The organism is Streptomyces sp. NBC_01341 (assembly GCF_035946055.1).
Classification (GTDB): Bacteria; Actinomycetota; Actinomycetes; order Streptomycetales; family Streptomycetaceae; genus Streptomyces.
The window spans coordinates 2,862,959-2,881,357 of the sequence record NZ_CP108364.1 but is presented as its reverse complement, the minus strand read 5'-3'; the positions used below and the strand labels follow the sequence as shown (position 1 = coordinate 2,881,357).

Annotated in this window: 15 protein-coding genes; 4 read left to right on the top strand and 11 right to left on the bottom strand. The window is 71.4% G+C overall.

Annotation, left to right across the window (positions count from 1 at the left end):
• Window positions 1–14: 14 nt before the first annotated feature.
• Complete coding sequence (greA, locus tag OG206_RS12325; RefSeq protein ID WP_327115278.1) at window positions 15–512, bottom strand: transcription elongation factor GreA; 498 nt, start codon at window positions 510–512, stop codon at window positions 15–17.
• 191 nt (window positions 513–703) lie between these two features.
• Entirely contained in the window at window positions 704–1,108 is a 405-nt protein-coding gene (locus OG206_RS12320) for a DUF4307 domain-containing protein (RefSeq protein WP_327115276.1), read from the bottom strand.
• Between the two features lie 87 nt (window positions 1,109–1,195).
• Between OG206_RS12320 and mca the strand changes: the two genes are divergently transcribed.
• Together mca and OG206_RS12310 are read left to right on the top strand one after the other, a co-directional pair.
• Window positions 1,196–2,077, top strand: a complete 882-nt coding sequence (mca, locus tag OG206_RS12315) for a mycothiol conjugate amidase Mca (protein WP_327115274.1) — start codon at window positions 1,196–1,198, stop codon at window positions 2,075–2,077.
• A 1-nt stretch (window position 2,078) separates the two neighbouring features.
• Window positions 2,079–2,315, top strand: coding sequence for a hypothetical protein (locus OG206_RS12310; RefSeq protein WP_327115272.1), 237 nt, complete (start codon window positions 2,079–2,081; stop codon window positions 2,313–2,315).
• A gap of 69 nt (window positions 2,316–2,384) precedes the next feature.
• Here the strand turns inward: OG206_RS12310 and OG206_RS12305 are convergent, their stop codons facing one another.
• The 5 genes from OG206_RS12305 to OG206_RS12285 all read right to left on the bottom strand — a co-directional run bounded on the left by OG206_RS12305 (window position 2,385) and on the right by OG206_RS12285 (window position 10,074).
• On the bottom strand, window positions 2,385–5,615 hold the full coding sequence (locus OG206_RS12305; RefSeq protein WP_327115270.1) for a tetratricopeptide repeat protein: 3,231 nt from the start codon (window positions 5,613–5,615) through the stop codon (window positions 2,385–2,387).
• Window positions 5,616–5,948: 333 nt separating this feature from the next.
• Window positions 5,949–6,542, bottom strand: a complete 594-nt coding sequence (locus tag OG206_RS12300; RefSeq protein WP_327115268.1) for a GTP-binding protein — start codon at window positions 6,540–6,542, stop codon at window positions 5,949–5,951.
• Between the two features lie 60 nt (window positions 6,543–6,602).
• Complete coding sequence (locus tag OG206_RS12295; protein WP_327122250.1) at window positions 6,603–6,968, bottom strand: DUF742 domain-containing protein; 366 nt, start codon at window positions 6,966–6,968, stop codon at window positions 6,603–6,605.
• Entirely contained in the window at window positions 6,968–7,402 is a 435-nt protein-coding gene (locus tag OG206_RS12290; RefSeq protein WP_327115266.1) for a roadblock/LC7 domain-containing protein, read from the bottom strand. The genes OG206_RS12295 and OG206_RS12290 overlap by 1 nt, the downstream gene beginning before the upstream one ends.
• Window positions 7,399–10,074, bottom strand: a complete 2,676-nt coding sequence (locus OG206_RS12285) for a sensor histidine kinase (protein WP_327115264.1) — start codon at window positions 10,072–10,074, stop codon at window positions 7,399–7,401. The genes OG206_RS12290 and OG206_RS12285 overlap by 4 nt, the downstream gene beginning before the upstream one ends.
• A 470-nt stretch (window positions 10,075–10,544) precedes the next feature.
• On the opposite strand from OG206_RS12285, the gene OG206_RS12280 reads away from it, so the two are divergent.
• Window positions 10,545–12,572, top strand: a complete 2,028-nt coding sequence (locus OG206_RS12280) for a thioredoxin domain-containing protein (RefSeq protein WP_327115262.1) — start codon at window positions 10,545–10,547, stop codon at window positions 12,570–12,572.
• A 74-nt stretch (window positions 12,573–12,646) separates the two neighbouring features.
• Here the strand turns inward: OG206_RS12280 and trhA are convergent, their stop codons facing one another.
• A complete protein-coding gene (trhA, locus tag OG206_RS12275) occupies window positions 12,647–13,327 on the bottom strand; it encodes a PAQR family membrane homeostasis protein TrhA (protein ID WP_327115260.1) in 681 nt (226 codons plus the stop codon).
• Between the two features lie 205 nt (window positions 13,328–13,532).
• On the opposite strand from trhA, the gene OG206_RS12270 reads away from it, so the two are divergent.
• Window positions 13,533–15,359, top strand: coding sequence for a phosphoenolpyruvate carboxykinase (GTP) (locus OG206_RS12270; RefSeq protein WP_327115258.1), 1,827 nt, complete (start codon window positions 13,533–13,535; stop codon window positions 15,357–15,359).
• Window positions 15,360–15,575: 216 nt separating this feature from the next.
• Here the strand turns inward: OG206_RS12270 and OG206_RS12265 are convergent, their stop codons facing one another.
• From OG206_RS12265 to OG206_RS12255, 3 genes are all read right to left on the bottom strand, one after another.
• A complete protein-coding gene (locus OG206_RS12265; RefSeq protein WP_327115256.1) occupies window positions 15,576–15,974 on the bottom strand; it encodes an SCO4983 family protein in 399 nt (132 codons plus the stop codon).
• 81 nt (window positions 15,975–16,055) lie between these two features.
• Window positions 16,056–17,267, bottom strand: coding sequence for a pyridoxal phosphate-dependent aminotransferase (locus tag OG206_RS12260; protein ID WP_327115254.1), 1,212 nt, complete (start codon window positions 17,265–17,267; stop codon window positions 16,056–16,058).
• Between the two features lie 263 nt (window positions 17,268–17,530).
• Complete coding sequence (locus OG206_RS12255) at window positions 17,531–18,343, bottom strand: arylamine N-acetyltransferase family protein (RefSeq protein ID WP_327115252.1); 813 nt, start codon at window positions 18,341–18,343, stop codon at window positions 17,531–17,533.
• Window positions 18,344–18,399: the final 56 nt, after the last annotated feature.

Here is an 18,399-nt window from a genome sequence, read left to right as displayed (position 1 = left end):
GCGTGCTGTGGGGATCAGCCCTGGTACGGCTTCGCCGAGATGATCTTCACCGCGGCCTTCTTGCCGTTCGGGAGCTCGTACTCCGCGTCGTCGCCCACCCGCTTGCCGTTCACACCCGTGCCCAGCGGGGACTGCGGGGAGTAGGTCTCGATGTCGGTGCTCGCGTACTCGCGGGAGGCGAGCAGGAAGGTGACCGTGTCGTCCGGGTCGCCGTCGAAGGCGATGGTCACGACCATGCCGGGCTCCACCACGCCGTCGTCGGCAGGGGCCTCGCCGACCTTCGCGTGCTCCAGGAGCTGGGTCAGCTGGCGGACCCGGAGCTCCATCTTGCCCTGCTCCTCCTTGGCGGCGTGATAGCCGCCGTTCTCGCGGAGGTCGCCCTCCTCACGGGCCGCCGCGATCTTGACGGAGATCTCCGTGCGCGCGGGACCAGACAGGTACTCCAGCTCGGCCTTGAGCTGGTTGTACGCCTCCGGCGTGAGCCAGGTGACGTTATCGCTGGTCTGGGTCACAGGGTGCTCCTCGTCGGTGCTGGGAATACAAAGCAACGCCCTACCCCAAGCATGCGCTGCCACGGGTGGGCGAAACAACGAGCCTAACAATTCCGCGCGAAAAGGGGGAGAAGGTAAATCGTCACACGTGCGTCCGCCCAGGTCGGAAGGGGCGCGCGGGCCTCAGCGGCGGCGCGCGCCTTCCGGCGCCGTCAGCTGTCGGCGGTGCACGCCAGCAGCTCCACGGCGGTGGCCCGCGAGGTGGTGCGCAGGGTGAGGACCCTGTCGATCCGGTCGGAGCGCTCGTCGAAGCGGAAGTCCGCGCGCCCCACCTCCGCGCCGTCCTCGCTCAGCGCGCGCAGCGTGCAGTGGCCGTCGGCGTCCCGCTCCTTGCGGACCTCGAGATGGGCCTCCGCCCGGTCGTCCGAGACGACCTTCGACTTGATCAGCTCCGCGCTGATGTCCTGGCCCGCGACGTAGTCGTAGCCGAACCAGCCGATCATGGCGAGGAGCGCCGCACCGAGCACCGAACCGACGATCCTCAGCTTGCGGTCCGCGCGCTGGTCCGGGGACCGGCCGTAACGCCCCTCGGGCAAGGCCTCGCGCACCGCTGCCATGATCATTCCTCCTGTACGGAATTTTCCGCCCCCGGGTTCAGTCACTATAGAAGCCGACCAACGAGACCAATCACTGAGGACCGAGTCTTGACCGAGCAGCTGAGACTGATGGCCGTTCACGCCCACCCCGACGACGAGTCGAGCAAGGGCGCGGCCACGATGGCCAAGTACGTGTCCGAGGGGGCGGACGTCCTGGTCGTCACCTGCACAGGGGGCGAACGGGGATCCATCCTGAACCCGAAGCTCCAGGGGGACACGTACATCGAGGCGAACATCCACGAGGTTCGCAAGAAGGAGATGGACGAGGCCCGGGAGATCCTCGGCGTCAGGCAGGAGTGGCTCGGGTTCGTCGACTCCGGGCTGCCCGAGGGCGACCCGCTGCCGCCGCTGCCCGAGGGCTGCTTCGCGCTGGAGGACGACGAGAAGGCTGCGGAGCGTCTCGTCGCGACGATCCGTTCGTTCCGGCCGCAGGTGATCACCACCTACGACGAGAACGGCGGGTACCCGCACCCCGACCACATCAAGACCCACACGATCTCGATGATCGCCTTCGAGGGGGCCGCGGACACCGAGAAGTACCCCGAGGCGGAGTTCGGCCCGGCCTGGCAGCCGCAGAAGCTGTACTACAACCAGGGCTTCAACAAGCCGCGCACGCTCGCCCTGCACGAGGGTCTGCTCGCCCGCGGGCTGGATTCCCCGTACGGCGAGTGGCTGGAGCGCATGAAGGAGTTCGAGCGCGCCGAACGCACTCTGACCACGTACGTCCCGTGCGCCGAGTTCTTCGAGATCCGCGACAAGGCGCTGCTCGCGCACGCCACGCAGATCGATCCGGACGGCGGCTGGTTCCGGGTCCCGCTGGACGTCCAGAAGGAGATCTGGCCGACCGAGGAGTACGAGCTCGCCAAGTCGCTGGTCGACACATCCCTCCCCGAGAGCGACCTCTTCGCGGGCATCCGCGACAATGCCTGATATGTACGCGACCCAGGCACTGACACAGCTCGTTCCGTTCGCCGCCGACGAGCTCGACAAGAACAAGGTGACTCCCGGCGTCCTCGGCTTCCTCGTCTTCGCGGCGCTCGCCGTGGGGGTGTGGCTCCTGATGAAGTCGATGAACCGCCACATGGGCAAGGTCGACTTCGAGGAGGCCCCCGACCCGGCGGCCGAGCCGGTGACCGCTCGCAAGAAGAGCGCAGCCGTCAAGGGCTGACCGGGCGGGGCCGCGGACGGCCCTGCCCGGCCGGCTCCCGTGGGCGCCCGCCCACGGGCCTCACGGACCTTACGAGGTGCCCTGAGGGCGCACGCCCACCGGCACCCCCATCACCTCACGGGCGTGCCGGGACGGGGTCAGGCCGAGACGCCAGGCCTGCCAGCCGTCGTCCAGGTCGATCCCGCGGTTCAGGACGACCCGGAACGCCTCCGCGCAGCTCTCCAGCCTGCCGTCACGCAGCGGGTGCGCGGCTGCCGTCAGCTCGGCCAGTTCCTGCTGGGCCACCGCCGTGCCCACCTCGCTGCCGCCCGGCGAGGCGTACGGCAGGAGCGTGCACCGCAGGAACGCCGCCCAGTCGCCGCCCCGGACGTCCCCGTACGAGGCGAACAGGGTGACGGCCTCGCCGCAGAGCTCCAGTGCCTGCGCCGCGCGGTCGTTGCCGCCGTCGATCAGCGCCAGATCCAGGCACGCCCACGCCTCGCCGTGGGGCACCCCGATCCGGCGGAAGTCGGCCCGGGCGTCCGCCAGCAGCTGGCGGGCGAAGCCGGAGTTGCGCAGGTTGCCCGTCTGCGCGGCCCGCTGGTCACGGGTGACCCGCCCGGAGTGGTGGCGGGCGCACGCCAGGCCGTACACGTCCCGCATACGGGAGAACATCGTGCGGGCGCGCTCCAGCTCCCGTACCGCCTGGTCGGTGGCGCCGTCCTCCTCCAGGGCCTGCCCCAGGTAGTAGCGCGTCCACGCCTCGCCCCGGGCGTCCTCGTTGGCGCGGTGCCGGGCGAGTGCGCCCCGCAGCCGCTCCACCGCCGGGGCCGGCTCGTCCTCCATCAGCCGGGCGCGTCCCAGCTGGGTCAGCGCCCAGGCCTCCCCGCGTTCGTCCCGGGTGCGGCCGTACAGGTCGAGCGCGGTGGTCAGCTCCTCCTCGGCGCGGGCCACCTCGCCCAGGCGCAGGCAGACCTGGCCGAGCTGGAAGTGGGACCACGCCTCACCGTGCAGCGACTCGCCCTCGCGGTGCAGGGTGAGCGCGGTGTCCAGCAGGGTCATGGCCTCGGGCAGATCGGCCCGGTCGCGTTCGACGGCGGCCAGGGCGTGCAGCGTCCAGGCGCGGTCCTCGGCCTGCTCGGGCGAGGCCTGCAGCGCCAGCGCCTCGCGCAGCCGGGCGGCGGCCTCCGCGAGATTGCCCTGGTGGTGCAGCGTGATGCCGAGCGAGCACAGGGCCAGGGCGGCGCCCGCGTCGTTCTGCGCCTCGCGGTAGAGCCCGACGACCGAGGACAGCGTGGTGCGCGCCTTGTCGAGCTCGCCGAGCTGCCGGGCCGCGATGCCCGTACGCCACTGGACCGACCGCTCCAGCAGCCCGTGGTCGACGGCCTGCGTCAGTTCGCTGATCTCGCCGAGCCGGTAGAGGTCCCCGCGCAGCAGGCAGTAGTCGCAGAGGGCGCCCAGCAGGTGGAGCACGGCCGCCTGGTCGACACCCTCCGCGTGCCGCAGCGCCGAGGTGATGAAGCTGGACTCGTCGTCCAGCCAGCGCAGGGCCGCGTCCAGCGAGCTGAAGCCGTGCGAGCCGAACTGGCCTGCGCGGGTCGACATCTTGCCGTCCACCATGCGGATCACGGCGTCGGCGAGCTCGGCGTAGTTCTGGATCAGGCGCTCCTGCGCGGCGGTACGGTCCGCCGCCGGTTCCTCGTCGAGCAGTCGCGCCAGGGCGAAGTCCCGCACGAGGTCGTGCAGCCGGTAGCGCGCGCCCCGCACATGGACCAGGAGCCCGGCGCCGGCCAGGGAGTCGAGCAGCCGGCCGGCCTCCTGCTCGTCCGACGACAGGAGCGACGCGGCGGCCGCCGCGCCGAGGCTGGCGCGTCCGGCCAGCGCGAGCCGCCGCAGGAGCCGGCGGGCGTTCTCGGGCTGGTCCGTGTAGCGCAGCCACAGGGCCCGCTCGACGGGGGCGACCGGACCGTACGCGCCGAGGGCCGCGGCGAGTTCGGCCCGGTTCCGAGACCCCAGCGAGGAACCCGCTGTGCGCAGGGCGAGCGGCAGGCCGCCGCACAGCTCCACGACCGCCTCGGTGGACGGGTAGTCGTACGGGCCGTCCTCCGCGTCCTGTGCGGACTCGCGCAGGAGTTCCTCGGAGCCGGCCGCGTCCAGAGCGCCGACGGGCAGATGGTGCACCCCCGCCGGGATGTCGTCGGGCAGGGCGAGGGGCTCGCGGGCGGTGACGAGGACGAGGCTGTCGGAGCGTTCGGGCAGCAGGGTGCGGACCTGCGCGGCGTCGGTGGCGTCGTCCAGGACGATCGTGACGGGGGTGCCGGTGAGGTGCTGGTGGTACAGCTCGCTCAGGCGCCGCACCTGCTGCTCGGCGGACGTCCTCTCGCGGAACAGGAGCTGTTCGCGCGGTGCGCCCAGCCGGTTGAGGAGGTGGAGCAGGGCGTCCCGGGTCGCCAGGGGTGCCTCCCCGGCCACGGCGCCGCGCAGGTCCACCACGCACGCCCCGCGGAACTGGTCCTTGAGCGCGTGCGCGGCCCGTACAGCGAGTGTGGTGCGCCCGGAGCCCGGGGCGCCGTGCAGGACCACCACGGTCGGTCTGGTCTCCGTGGCGGCACGGGCGGCGTGGACCCACCGGGCGATCTCAGCCAGTTCGGCGCGGCGTCCCGCGAACGGGCCGTCCACGGCGGGCAGCTGGGCGAAGGACTGTTCGAGCAGGGACCGGGTCCGGGCGGCCGCACTGCGGTCCCCGCCGCGCAACTGCGCCACCACGGACGCGGTGGGCTTCTTCTGCGGCCTGGCGGCGGCGGTCAGCATGCGCTGCTGGTCGAGGTACGGGCGGATGCCCCGTACCTCCAGCGCCGTCAGCCACTGCAGGCGCAGTTGTCCCGTCCCGCCCGGCTGGTTCAGCTCGCCGGCCCTGCGGTGCGCGGCAGGCCAGTGCGACGCGGTCACCTTCGCCACCGTCGCCGTCGTCCCCGCGACGGCCACCACGGCGCCCGCCCCCGCGGCCAGACCGGCCGCGGTGCCGAGCGCCAGGTCCGCACCGAAGGCCGCAGCGGCGGCAACGCCCGTCACCATGAGCGGAGTTCCCAGCGCCGCCCGGCTGAACCGTTCGGACAGGGGCTGCTTGCCGGCCTCCGCCGTGTCGAGTGCCCGGGTGTACGCGGCGTACTCCTCGGCCGCGCCCGCCGCCATGGTGTCGAGCGCGCCCCGCGCACGCGCCAGCAGCGCGCCCGAGTCCGTGCGCCCGCCCGTCCGCCGCGCTTCCTCCTCCACGGCACGTACCAACAGCCTTTCGGCTTCCGCCCGATGGCTGTCCCGCATGCGTCCCCCCAGGGTCTCGGCGACTTCCCCCGACCGGTTGTCGCGGGCACCCAGTGTCCTGCGCGCGGCGCGTCAGCGCGAGAGAGCGAGGCGGCCGGGGCCGGCCGGCTGTGGTTGTGCCAGATCGCGGCAGCCATCGCGAGGACGCGCCGGCGGACGGCGACACCCCTTCGAAGGTCCACCACCGTGTTTCCAGTCGAGCCGGCGTCGCCCTTCACCTGAACCTTGACAAGGTCATCAGTCACCCTGCCCCGCGGCGCCCGCCCGGACGGGCCATCGGCCGCGACTGCCGTACCCGCCATGCCGTCCGGTCCGGACGGCATCGGGGGACCCTCAGGCCGAGGCGACGGCGAGGACGTGTTCGACTGCGGTGGTCAATACGTACTTGACCGAATCGGGCTGCCGTACGTCGCACAGCACGACCGGTATCCGCTCGTCGAGGGCCAGCGCGGTGCGCACGGTCTCCGTGGGGTAGCGACGGCTGCCCTCGAAGCAGTTGACCGCCACGAGGAACGGGATGCCTCGCTGTTCGAAGTAGTCGACGGACGGGAAGCAGGCGGCGAGGCGACGGGTGTCGGCGAGGACGACGGCGCACAGGGCGCCGGCGGCCAGTTCGTCCCACATGAACCAGAACCGGTCCTGGCCGGGTGTGCCGAACAGGAACACCGCGAGCCGGTCGTTCAGGGTCAGCTTGCCGAAGTCCATGGCGACCGTCGTGGTGCTCTTCTGCTCCACGCCCGCGGTGTCGTCGACGCCGACACCCGACAGGGTGAGGTTCTCCTCGGTGTGGAAGGGCAGGATCTCGCTGATCGCGCCGACGAGGGTGGTCTTTCCCGATCCGAAACCGCCGGCGATCAAGATCTTCACCGCCTGGGGCAGGCTGTCGTGAGCCCAGGCCGCAGCCACCTCGGACGAGTGTCCTGGCATAGCCGTCATACCTTTCGATTCCTCCTTCGATACCGTGCCCCGAGCCGGGGGCCGCCTGTTCTAGAGGGCTCGGAGCCCATCGAGCACCTCCCGTATGAGATCCGGACTGGGACGCTCATGCGGATGTGCCGGCTCCCGGATCCGTATGGCCTTCATGTCGAGGAGGTCTCCGAGCAGAACCCGGATCACCCCCACGGGCAGGTCCAGCGAGGCGGCCACTTCGGTGACGGACAGGGGCCGCCGGCAGAGCGCGAGGATGGCGGCGTGCTCGGGTTCCATCTCCAGCCACCCCCGGACCCTGTCGACCACCGTGACCACGAACGCCACGAGGTCCAGCACGTGGTGTTGCGCCCGTGTCCGGCCGCGCACCATGGCGTAGGGGCGGACGACCGGACCGGCCGCGTCGTCCACCCATTCCACTGGGATCACTGTGCCGGCCGGGGACCCGGCGCCTGGTCGTACCGTCCGCCGACCGCGAGGTGCTGGCCGAGGCGCTTGACGAGCATGGCCATCTCGTACGCCACCACGCCGATGTCGGCGCCGTCCGGAGAGAGCACGGTGAGACAGGTGTTGTCGCCCGCCGCGCACACGAAGAGGAAGCCCGCCTCCATCTCCACCATGGTCTGGCGCACCGCGCCCCCGCCGAAGTGGCGTCCGGCGCCCTTGGCCAGGCTGTGGAAGCCCGAGGCGACCGCCGACATCCGCTCCGCCTGCTCGTGCTGGAGGTCGCCGGAAGCGGCCAGCAGCAGGCCGTCGGTCGACAGCAGGACCGCGTGGCCGATCTCCGGCACGCGCCGCACCATGTCCTCCAGGAGCCATCCCACGCTCACAGTCGTCTCGAAGACGGGTGGCTGTGTCATCGGCCGTTGTCCCTACCTTGGTTGATGTGATGGTCGAGGTGAGTGCCCGGCACCTGCCCGGTGGTGCGGGTGCCGAGGCGTGCGCGTGCCGCGCCCGCCTGCAGAGCTGTCATGATCGAGCGGACCTGATCGGGACGTGTCACCGCACCGCCGGGCGCATGTGCGGGAAGAGCGTTCCCGAGAGGGGTGGGCGGGTGCCCGACGTCGGCCGTCCGATGCCCGGGTTCCACGGCCATGCCGTCGGCCGGAGCCCGTTGCGTCCAGGCGGGCGGTGTGACGGGGCCCCGGGCGGTATCACCGCGCGCCGCCCAGTCCATCAGCTTGACGCTGCCGAGCGTGGGCTCTTCCTGCCGCAGTTCCTCCACCAGGCTGGCCTGCGGTACACGGCGGGGGAGTCCGTCGATCATGCCGGGTTCGTCGACCGGGCCGCTCTGCGGGAATCCACCGTGTTCGGTGAACACCGGCGGGGGCGCGGCGGGGGCTGACCACGAGCTGTCGGGGGCTCTCGTCGTGAGGGCCCTGTCCGCCGCGCCGGTGCCTGCCTCGGCGTGCACCGGTGCGTGAGTCGCGAAGTCGCCCGGGGTGAGTCCGGGGTAGGGGCCCACGGCCGTGCCCGCTGTCCCGGTGGGAAGGGCGGACCGAAGCGGCTCGCTGTAGCCGTCCTGGTCCTGGGCGTCGTAGTGCGGGGGTGTGAGCACGTGTCCCGCGGCATTGCGCACGGGGTCCGGCGTCGCGGGCAGATCCCATTCCAGCAGCGCGTGCGGGATGAGAACGACTGCCGTCACGCCGCCGTACGGCGAGGAGCGCAGCGAGACCGCGATGTCGTGCCGCTGTGCCAGGCGGCCCACGGTCACCAGGCCGAGCCGGGTGCTGTCCAGGGCGCTGACGTCCAGGAAGGAGGTGATGCGCGCGTTGGCGGCCTCCAGGTCCTCGGCCGGCATGCCCAGGCCCCGGTCGTCGATCTCGACGATCAGACCGCTGGCCCCGGTGCCCACGCTCACCCGGACCTGGCTGTCGGCGGGCGAGAACGACTCGGCGTTCTCGACGAGTTCGGCGAGCAGGTGGATGACGTCGGCCGCGGCCCGGCCGGCCACACCGACGGCGGGCACGGGCAGCACCACGACACGTGTGTACTGCTCGGTCTCCGCCACCGCACCGCGTACGACGTCCACGGCCGGCACCGGGTGGTGCCAGAAGCGCCCGGGAGGCGCGCCGGAGATGATGATCAGGCCCTCGGCGTAGCGCCGCATGCGCGTGGCCAGCTGGTCCAGGCGGAAGAGTTTCTCCAGCGCCGCCGGGTCCTCCTCCCGGCGTTCCATCGCGTCCAGCAGGCTGAGCTGGCGGTGGACGAGGGCCTGGCTGCGGCGGGCCAGGTTGAGGAACGCGTCGCTGATGCCGCGGTGGAGGCGGATGTCCTCCTGGGCGAGCTCCACGGCGGTGAGCTGCAGTGCGTGGAAGGATGCGCCCAGCTCGGCCATCTCGCGGTTGACGAAGACGGGCTTCTCCATGTCCGCCCGCACGTCGACCGTCTCGCCCCGGCGCAGGCGGCCCACCGCGTCACGCAGTTGGTCGTCGGTGAGGTTGCGGGCCGAGGCGCGCAGGTGTGCGACGTCGCTGACGAGCGACCGGGAGATACGCACCGACATGATGATCGAGGCGACCAGGGCGACCAGGCCGAGGGCCCCGGCCAGGATCAGCTTGACGAAGGCACTGCGCGCGGGGGGCCCGGTGAGATCGAAGACGACCGAGATGTCCTTCAGAGCCAGATCGCTGGTCTCCCTCTGCTGAGCGTCGTAGGCGGCCCGCCATCGCTTGATGGGGAAGGGCAGGGTGCGAGCCCCCGGGCCGGCGGCGATCAACTGCTCCTCCATGGCCGTCACTTCCGCGAGCGAGCCGCCCGGTGCGGCCAGTTTCAGGAAGGGCGCCCGCTGGGGGGCGGGAAGCTTGGCCATGGCCTGGGCGAAGAGGTGACGCTGGGCGCCGATGTTCTGTACCAGCACGCTGTAGACATCGGGCCGGAGCCCGGCATTCCGGGTCTGCGGGGCGTGGCCCTCCTCGTGCCCGGCCCCGCCGGCCGCGGCAGCGGAGACCAGGGCGTCCTCCTGGGCGAGCAGATCGCCGGCGGGAACGATGGTGTACAGCGCCTGGCCGAAGTCCTGGGCGCTCTCGTCCGGGAGGATGGTCATGGCGTGCAGCGCCTCGGCGATCGTGGCATTGGCCGAGTTGTAGGCGAGGAAGATCTGGCTGCTCGTCAGTTCCTTCGCGTCCATGCCCTGGCGCAACGCGCCGAGTCCGCCCAGAGCCTTCTCCGCGGCGTCGACCCCCCGGCGTACCCGGGCGTTCTCGTCGGACCGGACGTCGTCATCGTGTGCCTCGGCGAGGAAGACCTTGACCGCGGCATCGGTGACGGCCCGGCTTCTGAGGAGTCCCGAGCGTTCGGTGGCCGGTGCCGCCGCGGCCACCATGGCGTAGCGGCGCTCGCTCTGCAGGGCTATGACGACCTGTCCGACCGGACGGGCGAGGTGGTTGCCGATGGTGTTCTCGTGCGCCAGCGTGAGGGCGTTGCCGAGCGAGAGATCGGCGGCGTACGTCCACAGCGCTGCCAGCGACACCAGGGGAAGCAACAGCAGTGCGGTCAGTTTTCCGCGGATGGACCAAGTACTGATTCTCATGAAGGTCTGCCAGCTTTATCGGCGCGGGGAGTCCGCGATCTGTCCTAACAGCGGTCAGCCGGTGCGGCATGACGTCAGAGGCCCACCGATCAGCCCGACGGCCGACCGGGCGCGCCGGGGGGTCCGGAGACCGGTGGCGGCGGGCGGTCCAAGGAGGGGCGCCCGTCGACTGGCTCATTCCACGACAATCCGGCTACGGCTGGATGAACGGAAGATCATCATTTGACTATGCAAGGATGTCCATCAAATCCATCGCGGCAAGCAGCCGGCACCTTCGCGGGTCCGTGTTCTCCCGCGCACCCCAACAGCCTTTCGGATTCGCCCCGATGGCCGTCCCGCATGCGACACCGGGTTCTCGCGGCCTCGCCCCGACCCGTTGTCGTGCGCACCCGGTTCCCCGCGAACGTGCGTCAGCGCGAGAGAGCGAGGCGGTCAAGCGCCGGGGGATCCGGGTGCGCGAGGATTGGGCCATGGCCAACCGACTCGCGCAGACCACGTCCCCGTACCTCCTCCAGCACGCCGACAATCCCGTCGACTGGTGGCCGTGGTCGCCCGAGGCTTTCGAGGAGGCCCGGGGGCGAGGTGTTCCCGTGCTGCTCAGCGTCGGCTACGCCAGCTGTCACTGGTGCCACGTGATGGCCCACGAGTCCTTCGAGGACGACACCCTCGCGGCCTACCTCAACGCCAACTTCGTGCCGGTCAAGGTCGACCGCGAGGAGCGCCCCGACGTCGACGCCGTCTACATGGAGGCCGTACAGGCCGCGACCGGCCAGGGCGGCTGGCCGATGACCGTCTTCCTGACCCCGGACGCCGAACCCTTCTACTTCGGGACGTACTTCCCGCCCGAGCCCCGCCACGGCATGCCCTCCTTCCACCAGGTCCTCGAAGGGGTGGTGGCCGCCTGGACCGACCGGCGGGACGAGGTCGCCGAGGTGGCCGGGCGGATCGTGAGCGACCTGGCGGGCCGCTCACTGACCCCGGAGGGTGCCGGCCCGCCCGGTGAGGCGGAACTCGCCCAGGCGCTGCTGCGGCTGACCCGGGACTACGACGAGAAGCACGGCGGCTTCGGCGGCGCGCCCAAGTTCCCGCCGGCCATGGTCGTCGAGTTCCTGCTGCGCCATCACGCCCGCACCGGCGCCGAGGGCGCGCTGCAGATGGCCGCCGACAGCTGCGCCGCCATGGCACGCGGCGGGATCTACGACCAGCTCGGCGGCGGTTTCGCCCGCTACTCGGTGGACCGGGAGTGGGTCGTGCCGCACTTCGAGAAGATGCTCTACGACAACGCCCTGCTGTGCCGCGTCTACGCCCACCTGTGGCGGGCCACCGGATCGGACCTGGCCCGCCGGGTGGCCCTGGAGACCGCCGACTTCATGGTCCGCGAGCTGCGGACCGCCGAGGGCGGATTCGCCTCCGCGCTCGACGCCGACAGCGAGGACGCGCAGGGCCGGCACGTCGAGGGCGCCTTCTACGTGTGGACGCCCGCGCAGCTGCGCGAGGTGCTGGGTGAGGAGGACGCCGCCTTCGCCGCCGGGTACTTCGGGGTGACCGACGAGGGCACCTTCGAGGAGGGCTCCTCGGTCCTGCGGCTCGCGCGCACCGGTGAGGCGGAGCACGCCGAGACCGAGCGGGTCGCCGGCGTACGGGCCCGGCTGCTGGCCGCGCGCGAACTGCGGCCCCGCCCCGAGCGCGACGACAAGATCGTCGCCGCCTGGAACGGACTGGCGGTCGCCGCGCTCGCCGAGACGGGTGCCTACTTCGACCGCCCGGACCTGGTCGAGCGGGCCACCGAGGCCGCCGATCTGCTGGTGCGGGTGCACATGGGAGACGCCGCCCGGCTCTGCCGTACGTCGAAGGACGGCCGCGCGGGGGACAACGCCGGGGTCCTGGAGGACTACGGCGACGTCGCGGAGGGCTTCCTCGCGCTCGCCTCGGTCACCGGCGAGGGCGCCTGGCTGGAGTTCGCCGGCTTCCTGCTCGACATCGTGCTGGAGCGCTTCACGGGCGAGGGCGGCCAGCTCTTCGACACCGCGGACGACGCCGAGCGGCTGATCCGGCGCCCGCAGGACCCCACCGACAGCGCCACCCCTGCGGGCTGGACGGCCGCGGCCGGCGCGATGCTCTCGTACGCGGCGCACACCGGCTCCGAGGCGCACCGCACGGCCGCGGAGGGCGCGCTGGGCGTCGTCGGGGCGCTCGGTCCCAAGGCGCCCCGGTTCATCGGGTGGGGGCTCGCCGTCGCCGAGGCGCTGCTGGACGGTCCGCGCGAGGTGGCGGTGGCCGGCCCCGTCGCCGGCGAGCTGCACCGCACGGCGCTGCTGGGGCGGGCACCCGGCGCGGTCGTCGCGGCGGGCGTGGTGCCCGACGGGGCCGCCGAGTTCCCCCTGCTGGTGGACCGGCCGCTGGTGGGCGGTGCGCCGACGGCGTACGTCTGCCGCCACTTCGTCTGCGACGCGCCGACCACGGACGCGACCGAGCTGGCCGCGAAGCTCGGCGGCTGACGGGGCTACGACGAAGGGCCCGGCCGCGAGCTCAGGTTCGCGTGGCCGGGCCCCTCGCCGTACGGGGAGACCGCTCAGCTGTGCTGGTAGGCGACCAGCGAGATGCCGACGTAGTGCACGACGAACGCCGCCAGGGTCAGCGAGTGGAACACCTCGTGGAAGCCGAACCAACGGGGCGACGGGTTCGGCCGCTTGATGCCGTAGATGACGCCGCCCGCGCTGTAGAGCAGTCCGCCGACGACGACGAGGACCAGCACCGCGATGCCGCCGGTGCGCATGAAGTCCGGCAGGAAGAACACCGCGGCCCAGCCCATGGCGATGTAGCACGGGGTGTAGAGCCAGCGCGGGGCGCCGACCCAGAACACGCGGAAGGCTATTCCGGCCGCCGCCGCCCCCCAGACCGCCCACATGAGCGGCCGGCCGGTGGAGTCGGGCAGCAGCAGGAGCGTCAGCGGGGTGTAGGTGCCCGCGATGATCAGGAAGATGTTGGCGTGGTCGAGCCGCCGCAGCACCGCCTCGCCGCGCGGGCCCCAGGTGCCCCGGTGATAGATCGCGCTCACGCCGAAGAGCAGGCAGGCGCTGGCTATGTACACCGCGCAGGCCACCCGCGCGCGGGTGCTGTCGGCCAGGGCGATCAGTGTGATGCCCGCGATGAGTACAGCCGGGAACATGCCCGCGTGCAGCCAGCCGCGCATCCGTGGTTTCACGGGGACGGGGTCGGTGAGCTCGACAGGTCCGGACGCGGCAGAAGTCATGTCCGCATGCTACCTACGCTTCCGTAGGTTTCCGATCCGAGTGGCGATGCTCACGTGTGCGGCCCTCTGGACATATGGGCGGGATGGTCGGATGATCAAATGAGTGCGGTCGGCACCGGATGAGCGCCAGGGGGATCGGCGGGGTCAGCATCCGGGTCGCAGCCCCCACGGGGCCTGACAACACACCCTCTGACTAGGAGCGATCGTGGCGCGCGACATCGCGGCTCCCCTCACTGTTCCCACCCGGCACCAGGAGCTCGCCTCCTGGGTAGACGAGATCGCTGCCCTGACCGAGCCCGACCGTGTGGTCTGGTGCGACGGTTCCGAGGCCGAGTACGAGCGCCTGTGCGGAGAGCTCGTCGCCAAGGGCACCTTCACCGCTCTCGACCCGGTCAAGCGCCCCAACTCGTACTACGCGGCCTCCGACCCGACCGATGTGGCGCGCGTCGAGGACCGCACCTTCATCTGCTCCGAGAAGGAGGAGGACGCCGGCCCGACCAACCACTGGAAGGCGCCCGCCGAGATGCGGGAGATCTTCGCCGGCGAGAACGGCGTCTTCCGCGGCTCCATGCGCGGTCGCACGATGTACGTCGTCCCCTTCTGCATGGGCCCCGTCGGCTCCCCGCTGTCCGCGATCGGCGTCGAGATCACCGACTCCGCCTACGTCGCCGTGTCGATGCGCACCATGACGCGCATGGGCCAGGAGGTCCTCGACGAGCTGGGCACCGACGGCTTCTTCGTCAAGGCCGTCCACACCCTCGGCGCCCCCCTGGCCGCCGGTGAGGCGGACGTGCCGTGGCCCTGCAACTCCACCAAGTACATCTCGCACTTCCCCGAGGACCGCGAGATCTGGTCCTTCGGCTCCGGCTACGGCGGCAACGCCCTGCTGGGCAAGAAGTGCTACGCGCTGCGCATCGCGTCCGTCATGGCCCGGGACGAGGGCTGGCTCGCCGAGCACATGCTGATCCTCAAGCTCACGCCGCCGCGCGGGGAGAGCCGGTACGTTGCCGCCGCGTTCCCCAGCGCCTGCGGCAAGACCAACCTCGCCATGCTGGAGCCCACGATCTCCGGCTGGACCGTGGAGACCATCGGCGACGACATCGCCTGGATGCGCTTCGGCGAGGACGGCCAGCTGTACGCGATCAACCCCGAGGCCGGCTTCTTCGGTGTCGCGCCCGGCACCGGCGAGCACACCAACGCCAACGCCATGAAGACCATGTGGGGCAACTCCGTCTTCACCAACGTCGCGCTCACCGACGACGGCGACGTCTGGTGGGAGGGCATGACCGAGGAACTTCCCGCGCACCTCACGGACTGGAAGGGCAACGACTGGACCCCGGAGTCCGGCACGCCCGCCGCCCACCCGAACGCCCGCTTCACCGTCCCGGCCGGGCAGTGCCCGATCATCGCGCCGGAGTGGGAGGACCCGAAGGGTGTGCCGATCTCGGCGATCCTCTTCGGCGGCCGCCGAGCCTCCGCCGTCCCGCTGGTCACCGAGTCCTTCACCTGGCAGCACGGCGTGTTCCTCGGGGCCAACGTCGCCTCCGAGAAGACCGCCGCCGCCGAGGGCAAGGTCGGGGAGCTGCGCCGCGACCCGTTCGCCATGCTGCCGTTCTGCGGCTACAACATGGGCGACTACATGAAGCACTGGATCGAGGTCGGCGCCGACAAGGCGGACCAGTCCAAGCTCCCGAAGATCTACTACGTGAACTGGTTCCGCAAGAACGAGGCGGGGAAGTTCGTGTGGCCCGGCTTCGGCGAGAACAGCCGCGTCCTCAAGTGGATCGTCGAGCGTCTGGAGGGCACCGCCGAGGGTGTCGAGACGCCGATCGGCATCCTGCCGGCCAAGGGCTCCCTGGACACCGAGGGCCTGGACCTCTCCGAGCCGGATCTCGACTTCCTGCTGAACGTCGACAAGGAGGTCTGGCGCGAGGAGGCCGCGCTGATCCCCGAGCACCTCAACACCTTCGGTGACCACACACCCAAGGAGTTGTGGGACGAGTACCGCGCGCTGGTGCGGCGTCTGGGCTGATCACCCTTCGGACCCCGCGGCGGGGTCCCCCGGCATCCCGCCCTGACCTGCGGGGGCCGGGGGTCCGCCGCGGTACGGCACCCGGAGTCCACTCGTGACTCCGGGTGCCGCCCTCTGCTCCCGGAGGCCACCGGGGAAGGCGCGCGGGCCGAACGTGCGGCGCCGTCGTGCGTGGCACCCGGTCCACGCGTCTTCCCGACCCGTGGACCGGGGCCGTCAGGGGGTGCCGACCAGGGCGGCCGGCGCGGTGAGGACGGACAGGGCGGCGGTGTGCGCGTCCATGGCCTCGGCGGCGAGGATCGCGACGGCCGTGTCGGCGCGGGACGCCGCCACGACGAGCGCCCGGCCTGCGAGCGCGTGTGCCCGGCTGTGCAGAGCCGCGAGGGGCGCGCCACTGCGTCCGGCGTGCCGGGCGGGCGGGGCGCCGCGGAGCCGGGCCACCTGCTCGGCGATGCGGTCGCCCATGAGCGCGAGGTCCAGCTCGTCGGTGACCGCGAGGAGTGCGGCCAGGTGACCCGCGAGCTGGATGTCCAGCTCCTCCTCGCGCGTGCGGTGGGGAAATCCGGCGTCGTCGGCCGGTGAGTGGACCGATTTGGTTCGGATCGGCTCGTACATGGATGGCCTCCTGGTGGTGCAGTAGGCCCATCCTAACTTGGATTCAGTCTAAAGTTGTGTGAGATCCGAGGAGAAGGGGATCTACGGCTGGCTGTAACCGTCGAGGAAGTTGCCGATACGCGTCACGGCGTCCGACAGATCCTGGACGGGAGGCAGCGTGACCACCCGGAAGTGATCCGGGTCGGGCCAGTTGAAGCCCGTGCCCTGCACCACCATGATCTTCTCCGCCCGCAGCAGGTCGAGGACCATCTGCCGGTCGTCCTTGATCTTGAAGACCTTGGGATCGAGCCTGGGGAAGAGGTACAGCGCCCCCTTCGGCTTCACACAGGTCACGCCCGGGATCCGCGTCAGCAGGTCGTACGCCACGTCCCGCTGCTCCAGGATCCGGCCACCCGGCAGCACCAGTTCGTTGATCGACTGGCGGCCGCCGAGCGCGGTGGCCACCGCGTGCTGCGCCGGCATGTTGGCGCACAGGCGCATGTTGGCCAGGACCGTCAGGCCCTCGATGTACGAGGAGGCGTGCGCCTTCGGGCCGCAGACGGCCATCCAGCCGGAGCGGTACCCCGCGATCCGGTAGTTCTTGGACAGTCCGTTGAAGGTGAGCACCATCAGGTCGGGGGCGATCGCCGCCGTCGGGGTGTGGGTCGCGCCGTCGTACAGGATCCGGTCGTAGATCTCGTCGGAGCAGACGACCAGGTTGTGGCGCCGGGCGATCTCCGTCAGCCCGCGCAGCATCTCGTCGTCGTACACCGCGCCGGTGGGGTTGTTCGGATTGATGATCACGAGCGCCTTGGTGCGGTCGGTGATCTTCCGCTCGATGTCCGCGAGGTCGGGCATCCAGTCGGACTGCTCGTCGCACCGGTAGTGCACGGCCGTGCCGCCCGCGAGCGAGACCGAGGCCGTCCACAGCGGGTAGTCCGGGGCCGGGACGAGCACCTCGTCGCCGTCGTCCAGCAGCGCCTGCATCGACATCTGGATGAGCTCGGACACACCGTTGCCCAGATAGATGTCCTCGACGTCGAGGTCGATGCCCTTGGTCTGGTAGTGCTGCATCACCGCCCGGCGCGCGGACAGCAGGCCCTTCGCGTCGCCGTAGCCGTGAGCCCCCGAGAGGTTGCGCAGGATGTCCTCGAGGATCTCCGGCGGGCACTCGAACCCGAACGCCGCCGGGTTGCCCGTGTTGAGCTTGAGGATGCGATGGCCTGCCGCTTCGAGCCGCATCGCTTCCTCGAGCACGGGGCCGCGGATTTCGTAACAGACGCCGGAGAGCTTCGTGGACTGGATCACCTGCATGCCAGCGAGCTTACGACCGTGTTTCGCGCCCTGCTCCCGGTTTGCGCACCGGTTGCTCCCTCCGGGGGGCCGCGGTGGCGCACCGGGTCTTCCATCGGCATGCCGCCCCGGCCGGCGACCGTGGATCGGCCGGTCGGGGCGGCGCCGCGGCTTGGAATGCGGGCCCGGCGCGGGGGGCGGGTGAGATGCGCCACGCGGGCGCGCCACAGGGGGTCCCCGGCGCCGCCCTCGCGCGGGGCGGGCGGCGCCGGCTGCCCGGCCGCTCAGCCGGGCAGGACGGTCCCCTCGGGGAGCCGTACGCCGAAGTCCTCGGCCAGGACGCGCAGCACCTCGTCCTGGCCGCTCAGCTCCCGCTCGGTGACCGTGCCGTCGTCGGCCGTCTCCACGAGCGTCCGCCCGGACAGGGCCAGGTGGCGGCCCGGCAGGGTGCGCTGGGCGTAGACGGCCTGCTGGAAGGGCGAGCGCGGGTTCGTCGCGATGTGCCAGTTGATGACGTCGTAGTCCGGCGTCTCGAACGGCTCCAGTGTGAACTCGTACTGCGGTTCCCAGTAGCCGCCCTTGTCCGTCTGCAGTTCCCACATCTCCAGCGGGCCGTCGTGCGGGGCATGGACCAGCCGGTGGCGGCGGGGGGTGTCGAGCAGTTCGGCGTCCTCCACGAGCGGGATCGGCTCCAGCAGCGCCCCGTTCGCGCCGAAACCGACGTCGGCGAGGAAGGGGGTGGGCCCGTCCTCGGCCTCCACCCGCATCAGCATGTGGGTACGGGGCCGGACGTCACCCGGGGCGGCCCCCAGGACCACCCGCGCCGTCAGCAGCGTCACCCGGAATCCGAGCTGGGTCAGGACGGCTGCGAGCAGGGTGTTGTGCTCGTAGCAGTATCCGCCGCGTTCACTGCGGACGAGCTTCTCCTCCAGGTCCGGAAGCGCGAGCGAGGGCGCGCTGCCGAGTACCGGTTCCAGATTCTCGAACGGGATGCCCAGCATGTGGGCGCGGTGCACGGACCGCAGCACCTCCACTGTGGGGCGGCGCTCCCCGGACCAGCCGATGCGGGCGAAGTAGGCGTCGAGGTCGAGTGTCATGCCCCGACCCTACGCAGATCACTCAGATGTACCTCAAATCCCGTGCGGGCAAAGGA